This window comes from Falsihalocynthiibacter sp. SS001 (assembly GCF_042445055.1).
In the GTDB taxonomy this organism is placed as follows: Bacteria; Pseudomonadota; Alphaproteobacteria; order Rhodobacterales; family Rhodobacteraceae; genus Falsihalocynthiibacter.
This window is the reverse complement of sequence record NZ_CP170339.1, coordinates 555,716-564,654: the sequence shown is the minus strand read 5'-3', so window position 1 is coordinate 564,654 and position 8,939 is coordinate 555,716. Positions and strand designations below refer to the sequence as shown.

Sequence of the window (8,939 nt, the reverse complement as noted above, 5' to 3'; positions counted from 1 at the left end):
TGCACTCTTGGGTATGCAAAACGAAACAATCATCCGGCTCGGTGTTTTCCTCGGGCTGTTCGCGGTCATCGCAACGGCAGAAGCACTCTTGCCGCTCCGTACTGTCGCGCGAAAATCGCGCTGGCCAATCAACTGGGCACTGGTGCTGATTGATACGCTTACTTTGCGCTTACTTGCGCTTGCCGTGCCGCTCTTGGCGGTTGGCGCGGCGCTGGATGCGGGGGCTAGGGGCGTAGGGGTTTTAAACCACACCTCTTGGCCACAATGGATTGAGGTAATCATTGCCGTCGTCATTCTCGACTTTGCGATCTGGCTTCAGCACCTACTGACTCACAAAATCCCCATACTTTGGCGACTGCATCAGGTTCACCATGCCGACGCCGAGATGGATGTCAGTACCGCGATCCGATTTCACCCAGTTGAAATCGCCCTCTCGATGTTGCTGAAAATCGGGCTCGTCTATGTTCTTGGTCCGTCCGCTGTTGCGGTTGTATTGTTTGAAGTACTGCTAAACGGCACTTCGCTATTCAATCACGCCAACCTCAATATTCCTCGTCCTATCGATACCGTTATTCGCAAAATCCTTGTTACGCCCGACATGCACCGCGTGCATCATTCCGTGCATCGTGATGAGCATGACAGCAACTACGGATTTTCACTGTCGATCTGGGATCGGATGTTTGGAACATATATTGCGCAACCTCGCGCGCCGCATGACAGCATGGAAATTGGATTGAAGGGTGACGGGATGCGGCCAAATACCCTGCTTCAGACCCTAATGATGCCCTTTGGGAGCCGCCGATGAAACTGATTTTGATGCGCCATATGAAGTCCAGCTGGGACGGGAATACTAGCGATCATGAGCGCCCCTTAAACCCGCGAGGGCGCGCAGCAGCACCGCGTTTAGGTGAGTGGTTGGTAGGGTGCGGACATGTGCCAGATGTGGCCTTGGTGTCCGATGCTACGCGCACACGGGAAACTTACGCTGGCGTCGAACCAGAATTCACTAACGCAATGTCGGTTATCTTTACCCGAGCACTGTACTTGGCTTCGCCTGCTGAAATTTTACGGGTAATCGCGGCACATCCAGTGGAGCCAGGTCAAACACTGCTGATCATCGGCCACAACCCCGGGATTGCCGAGTTAGCGAGCGGCCTAGCGCAAGAAGCGCCAGCGCATGATCAGTTCGGAAGGTATCCAACTGGCGCAACAACCGTGCTTCAGTTCACTCAAGAGATCAAACCTCGGAGCGGTATCGTGTTGGATTTCGCCGTACCGCGCGAACTTTAAGGGCCAGCCCAATCGGAGCTGGCCCTCGTTTTCTTAGTGGCCCAGAATCTGCGAGAGGAACAATTTAGTCCGCTCGGATTTCGGATTGTTAAAGAATTCTTCAGGCTCGTTTTGCTCAACGATTTGGCCCGCATCCATAAAGATAACGCGGTTCGCCACCTGACGGGCAAAGCCCATCTCGTGCGTCACGCAGAGCATCGTCATACCCTCTTCAGCAAGCTCGATCATAGTGTCGAGAACCTCTTTGATCATTTCTGGGTCCAACGCCGATGTCGGCTCATCGAACAACATGATGCGAGGCTTCATGCAGAGCGAACGTGCAATCGCCACGCGCTGTTGCTGCCCACCAGAGAGCATACCGGGATATTTGTTGGCTTGCTCTGGGATTTTGACTTTCTCAAGGAAGTGCATCGCGATTTCCTCAGCCTCTTTCTTGGGAGTCTTGCGAACCCAAATCGGAGCCAAGGTACAGTTCTCAAGGATCGTGAGGTGCGGGAACAGGTTGAAGTGTTGAAAACACATCCCCACTTCGGAACGGATCTTATCGATGTTCTTGAGGTCGGACGTAAGCTCGGTGCCATCAACAATGATGTCCCCTTGCTGGTGCTCCTCAAGACGGTTGATACAACGGATCAGTGTCGATTTCCCCGACCCTGAAGGCCCCGCGATGACGATACGTTCGCCTTGGTTCACCGTCAGGTTGATATCGCGCAGCACGTGGAATGTGCCGTACCACTTGTTCATATTGTTGATTTGGATCGCGACCTCATCAGATACCTGCATTTTGGAGCGATCGATTTGGCGTTCAGTTGCAAGTTCAGACATCGTGTGAACTCCTTATTTATGGCCAGTTTGAAGCTTGCGCTCCAAGTACATGGAATAACGTGACATGGAAAAACAAACGACGAAGAAGAGAAGCGCGATGAAGGCATAAAGCTCCCATACGATACCGTTCCATTCTTGGTTTGCGCGGATCGCATTGGACAGGCCAATCGGATCCATCAAGCTGATGATCGACACAAGCGTCGTATCCTTGAACACGCCGATAAACGTACTCACGATACCCGGAATCGAGATCTTGAGCGCTTGCGGCATGATGATCAGCCGTTGTGCCTTCCAGTAATCGAGACCAAGCGCGTCGGCCGCCTCGTATTGCCCTTTGGGAAGCGCAGCAAGTCCGCCACGTATGACCTCGGCCATATAGGCAGAAGCAAAGAGCGTCACCATGATCATAACCCGCAAGATCACATCGAAGTTCGTTCCAGGAGGCATGAAGATGTTGAGCAGGTTGTTGGCCACAAAGAGAAGCGTGATCAGCGGTACCCCACGGATGAACTCGATAAATCCAACGCAGATTGACTTGACGATTAGGAGGTCCGATTGACGGCCAAGCGCCAAGATAATCCCGAGCGGCAAAGAGCCAAGGATCGCCACGATACCAATTGAGATCGAAAGGAAGAACCCGCCGAACTGACGGCTGGAAACCGCTTCTAGTGCGAGCGCGGGCGTTGCCTGTGCCAATACCCCTGCGATTGGACCGGCAGCGAATAGCCACCAGAGGATCGGTACTGCAGCGGTGAGGATAACACCGATCAGATTTCCGATTGCAGGACGGACGTAGTTGAACACCAAGTACCCGAGAACAAATCCAACGAAAGCCATCGTCGGCCCCCAAATGGATCCGCCCCACATCAGGAACACGTCCACGAACGGGAACAGAATGGTGACGATTAGGAACTTGCGCGGGACCTTTTCCCAAAGCACCGGAGCCAAACCGATGAACATCAGGACAAGCGCAAGGTTCAGTCGCCAGTAACCCAAAATCATAACGATTGGCGTCGCAATATGCGCACGTGCATCGCTAAGGATCAATTCTGGATCAACACCGCTAACTGCGGAAAGCAGGTTCGCGTCGAGAGGATAGAAACCATAGAGAAGCTGCAACCAACGGTCGTTGATCACACCCCAACAGGCACCGCCATGGGCACCGCCGACGATTTCACGGCACTCGTTAAGAGACTTGGCCTCCCAAGTAGGAGAAACGGCCCAGCCCATAAGGTTCATGAAGACCCAAACAATCGAAAGCCCAAAGAGGACCGTGATGATTGAGTTCCAAACACCGTTGAACAGGTTCGCGCGCGCCCAGCCGATTGGCCCAACCATTGTTGCTGGTGGAGCCTGTTCTGGGAGCATTTCCGTGCGGACGAATTGAATATCTGACATATTACCGCTCCACCAATTTGACTGAGTTGTTGTACCAGTTCATCACTGCTGAGATGCAGAGCGAGATCGTGAGATAAATCAGCATCAACAGAAGGATCGACTCAAGTTCGCGTCCAGTTTGGTTCATGGTGATGCCGCCAAGTGTGCCGGTAATATCCATGTACCCCACCGCAATCGCGAGCGAAGAGTTCTTGGTGAGGTTCAGGTAATTCGAGATCATCGGAGGAATGATGACCCGCAAAGCTTGTGGCAAGATCACGAGATTCATTGTACGCCGCGAGCTAAGACCAAGTGCGCCAGCCGCCTCGCTTTGACCTTTGGATACAGACATGATCCCTGCGCGAACGATCTCGGCGATAAAGGCAGCCGTATAAAGCGAAAGCGCAAGCCAGAGGGCAATCAACGAGTTGCGAAGGTGCGTACCGCCCTGAAAGTTAAAGCCCTTAAGCTCTGGATACCCAAGGTGGAAACCAAGAACGACAAGGACGATCAAGAGCGGAACGATCACAACACCAAGGCGTAGGTACCAAGTGGTTGGTCGTATGCCCGTCGCTTCCTGTTTCGCGTCCGCTGATAGCTTGATGCGCTTGGACACGTACAGACCTGCAATCAGAACGCCAACAATAACGATCAGATCGATGCTGATGTTGAAGAAACCAAAGAAGCTGAAATCGCCCAGCCCTCGGCTAAAGAGTGGTTCGGGAATGTATACACCGCGATTGGTGATCGCCACGCTATCATTCAGCAACATCGAAGCCGTCGCATCATCGCCGCGGAATGCCCGGGGTGCGGGCAATGTCTCGATCAGGATCGCCATTGTGAACACGATCCAGAGAAGAACAGGCACGTTGCGGAACATCTCGACATAAACTGTCATGATCTTGGCGACCAACCAGTTGTTTGAAAGACGCAGGATGCCGACGAAAACGCCGATGATGGTTGCCGTAATACAGCCAAGAAACGCAACCAACAGCGTATTCAACAGACCAACTCCCGCCGCGCGCCAATGGCTGTCACGCGAAGTATAGTCGATCAAACGTTGGTTAATATCATAACTTGCCGGCTCGTTCAGGAAAGCGAACGAGGGCTCTTTTCCCAAATCTGCAAGGTTGTTTGCTGTGTTGCTAATCAGCCAGGCAACAAGTGCCAGAAACCCGAGTAGCGCAACGACCTGAATGGTCATTGACCGGTATCGGGTATCGTAGATCAGCATAGATAGCCGAAACGACTCCCGTGGAGGGTCGGTTAATGTTGTCATGAAGACATCCCCGTCATCTCTTGGCTTTGCGGCGCATTATTTGCGCTCATTTTGCCAGAGCTTGTTTTTATGATTGTTTACTAACTTAAAACTAGAAGGGCGCGGCATTTACCGCGCCCTTCCAAAAGATCATCCTAGCGGAAGGGTGGTGAGTAAAGCAGACCACCGTCTGTCCACTGTGCATTCAAACCACGTGCAATTCCGATCGGAGTGCTGAGGCCGATGTTGGACTCGAACACTTCGCCATAGTTGCCGCCAACCATGATTGCGTTTTTCGCCCAGTCAGCTTCGAGACCGAGCATCTCACCCAAGGAACCTTCTGTTCCCAAGAGGCGGTTGATTTCTGGGTTGTTTGTGCCGTTAGACATTTCCGCGATGTTTGCAGAAGTCACGCCGAGTTCTTCAGCTGTGATCAGTGCATTCAAAGACCAGCGAACGATGTCACCCCATGCGTTGTCGCCGTGGCGAACAAGTGGCCCGAGTGGCTCTTTGGAAATGATTTCTGGCAAGATCGCGTGATCTGTTGGCGCTTCGAATGTCGCGCGTGTCGCAGCCAATGCAGATGCGTCAGTTGTGTAAACGTCACATGCGCCAGCAAGGTACTGTTGCTGAGCTTCGGCGTTTGTTTCGATTGGCACAGGCTCATAAGAGATGTTGTTTGAGCGGAAGTAGTCAGCCAAGTTCAACTCTGTTGTTGTACCTGTTTGAATACAAACAGTCGCACCATCAAGATCTTTCGCGGAGCTTACGCCCAACTCAGTTGGAACCATGAAGCCTTGGCCGTCATAGTAGTTAACGCCAACGAAATCGAATTTCAGGTCTACGTCGCGGCTGAATGTCCATGTTGTGTTACGAGCCAACATATCGATTTCGCCGGAAGCAAGCGCAGTAAAGCGTGTTTTACCAGTCGTCGGGATGAACTCAACAGCTGTGCCATCACCGAATACTGCCGCAGCAACAGCGCGACATACAGCAACGTCAAAGCCAGCCCACTCGCCGTTTGCGTCTGGAGCAGCAAAGCCTGGAACGCCAGTTGTAACACCGCAGTTCAGTTTGCCGCGTGCTTTAACGTCGTCCAACGTAGCAGCAGCGGCCGCACCTGCGGCAAGGCTAGCTACAGTTAGCGCGCCAAATAATACGGATTTTTTCATTTTTACCTCTTCCTGTTTTCCGCTCTTTTTGAGCGGTTACACCAACGAAACTACGCTGGTTACTATTAAACAAGCCCAGTCCCTCTGAGCTTATTGCGCTCAGAATGGGCAAATTACACCTCAAAGGTCAAGAGGGACCAAACGGAATCCTCAGAAAAACGGCCCGAGTCCCATTTGGCGAGCATGCGAGACAGCAACGTATGCTTAATCAACTCGCGCTCTGCAAACCCCGATAAAACGTGAGGGCCTCAAAGAAGCCCTGCCGTTTTTTCGCGGCGAATTCGGTAGCTTCTTCGTCTTTGCCCCACTGGCTTTCCTGCCAGTCCTCATCAAGACGCGATACGGACCAAATCTGTTCGGCGGGTTTGTGCTCGCGTATTGCGGCCAAACCAAGCACCAGTGATCCACTAATCGACACGAGATCGTGAAACGCCGTCAATTCAAACGGTGTTAGCTCGAACACCTTCGCCCGCAGATTCGCAACGCTCTGTTCTGGCTGCGCCACGTGCATTACACCCTCAGCAATTGTTAGGGGCGCGTCGTATTCGGTCTTGGCCCAATCGAGGAATGGCACCCAAGCCTGCGCCTGACGCTCAACAAGCTCCGTCGGAAACTTCGCGTGATAGCAGAGCATGTCTGTCTCGCCATAGGCCGCGACAATATCTGCGACCAAATCGAATTGCGGCGTAACCTTATCAACCGCTGAGTTGGCCATGCGCGTCATCGGCATGGTATCTGGTACGATCTTATCGCCCTGTGCTTGCCATTCATCGGCAATCAAGTTCGCGATTACCTTCGTCGGCAGACATAGCGCCGATTTCGCGGGTGTTCGCAGATTGCGGCCATCCAACAACACTTCATAACCATCTTTGGCTTCTGTTACTTCGGCTTTTTTCCAGAACCGTTTCGGTGCCCATTCACTCATTTTGCGCTCCAGATCTTATCGATATAGGGGATCAACTCTTCGTAACTGTGCAGAATTACCTCCGCACCCGATTTCACGAGGTCATCTTGTGAATGATATCCCCAATTCACTCCAACACGCCCCACTCCTGCGGCGCGCGCCATATCCATATCATAACTCGTGTCACCGATCATTATTGCGTTCTCGGCCGCAACACCCGTTTCTTCGAGAGCGCGAAAAATCATCGACGGGTTAGGCTTGGAGGGATGATCATCCGCGACCTGCTTGGTCAGGAACATATCGGAAATCCCGTGCCCATTCAGGATGCTGTCCAGACCACGGCGGCTCTTGCCCGTCGCGACACCCAAGAGATAGTCGTCCACCTGACGCAGCGCATTCAATGCATCAACCGCGCCGGGATAAAACGGCGATGCGGCCTCGGCGCCGAGCTCTTCTCTTTGCTGCATGAACGCCGATTTATAGGCTTCGACCATATGCTCTCGATGCGCGCTCGACGCTTGTGGCATAAGTCGCGATACCGCCTGCGGCAAAGAGAGGCCAACAATCGACAACACAGCTTCATGGCTTGGGGGCGCTATCTCCACAGCGGCACATGCCGCCGTCATCGCGGAGATAATGTGATGCTGGCTGTCTATGAGCGTTCCGTCGACGTCAAATATGATGAGTCTGAGTGGGGTGCTCATAGTTCCTCTTCGAATGGATCAATCGGTACGTCACGCGCATCCCAGCCCAGCGTTTCCCATGTATATTCCATGTGCTTGGGCATCGGCGCGGTGAATGTCATTCGCGCACCTGTTACGGGATGGGTCAGCGTTAGGCTGCGCGCATGAAGGTGCAGTTTCTTGGATAGCTCACCACCCAACTGCGCACCCCAGCCATCGCCGAGGTTCTCTTGGCCAGAGCCGCCGTATTTCCCGTCACCAATAATCGGGTGCCCCAACTCGGCCATATGCGCTCGCAATTGGTGGGTGCGGCCCGTAATCGGCACCAGAGCAACCCACGACACACGACCACCCAGTGCCGACAGCACGGCGTAATCAGTCGTTGCGCGCTTGGCACCCTCTGTGGTGTCAACTTCGCGGGGGTGAATGCAATGCATTTTCTCATAGTCGCCTCCGGCCTTCACAAGACCAAAGCGAACAGTACCAAGGCGCGGCTTGGGTTGCCCGGCAACTGCGGCCCAGTAAATCTTGCGTGTCTCACGATCACGGAACGCGCGGGTAATCTGCGCCGCCGAGGCCCGCGTGCGCGCCAAGACCAAGACACCGGAGGTGTCCTTATCCAAGCGGTGAACAAGACGAGGTTTCTCATCCAGCCCAAACCGAAGCGCATCAGCAAGCCCATCCACGTGGCGGTTCTGTTTCGTTCCGCCCTGCGTTGGCAAACCTGGGGGCTTGTTGATCACAATCATATAGTCGTCGCGGAACAGAACCGTTTCGCGCATCATCTCTGCATCATCCTCAGAGAGGGGCGCTGCAGGTTTTGCCTTCGCGGTGATCTGCCCTGCGGTCGGAAGCGGCGGGACGCGCACGACCTGACCAGTCGCGATGCGCGTCGCGGGCTTTACGCGGCCTTTATCGACGCGGATATCGCCCTTACGGCAAAGCTTCTCGATGCGGGCTTGGCTTACTTGCGGGAACTGGCGCCGAAACCAGCGGTCCAGTCGTTGATCGTCGTCATCGGCCGAAACCGTAATATGTTGAACGCCGCTCATGCGAAGCCCCCTTTTGCAAACCAAACCCCCGCCACCAAAGCAGCAAGGGAAACCACGACCGACAAGGCCACATAAAGCGCCGCCGCTCCAAGCTGCCCTTCGTCATACAAACGAAACACATCAAGCGAAAACGACGAGAAGGTCGTGAACCCACCAAGCACACCGACCATCAAGAACGGCGCGCCTACAAAACTCTCTCTTCCTGCAAAATACACAAAGAGTACACCCATCAGAAACGAACCAAGCACATTCACGCTTAGTGTTCCCCACGGAAACCCAACCCCGAACATCCGCACAACAAACGCCTGTGCCAGAAACCGCATCACCGATCCGATCGCTCCGCCAAGCGCCACATATACGAGGGTCAAGAACATCGGC

At 53.8% G+C, this 8,939-nt stretch carries 10 protein-coding genes; 2 read left to right on the top strand and 8 right to left on the bottom strand.

Going from position 1 to position 8,939, the window contains the following annotated elements; translation table 11 throughout:
• The first annotated feature begins 13 nt into the window (after positions 1-13).
• Positions 14-805 (top strand): sterol desaturase family protein, encoded by a 792-nt coding sequence (locus tag ACFE33_RS02775; RefSeq protein ID WP_380056602.1) that lies wholly within the window; start codon positions 14-16, stop codon positions 803-805.
• The gene (locus ACFE33_RS02770) at positions 802-1,290 is read left to right on the top strand and encodes a SixA phosphatase family protein (RefSeq protein ID WP_380056600.1); all 489 of its coding nucleotides are present in this window, start codon (positions 802-804) and stop codon (positions 1,288-1,290) included. Before ACFE33_RS02775 ends, ACFE33_RS02770 begins: the two co-directional genes overlap by 4 nt.
• Before the next feature lie 33 nt (positions 1,291-1,323).
• Here the strand turns inward: ACFE33_RS02770 and ACFE33_RS02765 are convergent, their stop codons facing one another.
• The 8 genes from ACFE33_RS02765 to crcB form a co-directional block, all read right to left on the bottom strand.
• Entirely contained in the window at positions 1,324-2,115 is a 792-nt protein-coding gene (locus ACFE33_RS02765; RefSeq protein WP_380056597.1) for an amino acid ABC transporter ATP-binding protein, read from the bottom strand.
• Positions 2,116-2,127: 12 nt separating this feature from the next.
• Positions 2,128-3,513, bottom strand: a complete 1,386-nt coding sequence (locus ACFE33_RS02760) for an amino acid ABC transporter permease (protein ID WP_380056594.1) — start codon at positions 3,511-3,513, stop codon at positions 2,128-2,130.
• Position 3,514: 1 nt separating this feature from the next.
• The gene (locus tag ACFE33_RS02755) at positions 3,515-4,771 is read right to left on the bottom strand and encodes an amino acid ABC transporter permease (protein ID WP_380056591.1); all 1,257 of its coding nucleotides are present in this window, start codon (positions 4,769-4,771) and stop codon (positions 3,515-3,517) included.
• 134 nt (positions 4,772-4,905) lie between these two features.
• Positions 4,906-5,922, bottom strand: a complete 1,017-nt coding sequence (locus ACFE33_RS02750; RefSeq protein ID WP_380056588.1) for an amino acid ABC transporter substrate-binding protein — start codon at positions 5,920-5,922, stop codon at positions 4,906-4,908.
• Positions 5,923-6,130: 208 nt separating this feature from the next.
• A complete protein-coding gene (locus tag ACFE33_RS02745; RefSeq protein WP_380056585.1) occupies positions 6,131-6,847 on the bottom strand; it encodes an ATP12 family chaperone protein in 717 nt (238 codons plus the stop codon).
• The gene (locus ACFE33_RS02740) at positions 6,844-7,530 is read right to left on the bottom strand and encodes an HAD-IA family hydrolase (protein ID WP_380056582.1); all 687 of its coding nucleotides are present in this window, start codon (positions 7,528-7,530) and stop codon (positions 6,844-6,846) included. The genes ACFE33_RS02745 and ACFE33_RS02740 overlap by 4 nt, the downstream gene beginning before the upstream one ends.
• Complete coding sequence (locus tag ACFE33_RS02735) at positions 7,527-8,561, bottom strand: RluA family pseudouridine synthase (protein ID WP_380056580.1); 1,035 nt, start codon at positions 8,559-8,561, stop codon at positions 7,527-7,529. Before ACFE33_RS02735 ends, ACFE33_RS02740 begins: the two co-directional genes overlap by 4 nt.
• Positions 8,558-8,935 carry a fluoride efflux transporter CrcB gene (crcB, locus tag ACFE33_RS02730; RefSeq protein ID WP_380056578.1) on the bottom strand — a complete coding sequence of 126 codons (378 nt, stop codon included), beginning with the start codon at positions 8,933-8,935 and terminating at the stop codon, positions 8,558-8,560. The genes ACFE33_RS02735 and crcB overlap by 4 nt, the downstream gene beginning before the upstream one ends.
• Between the last annotated feature and the right edge of the window lie 4 nt (positions 8,936-8,939).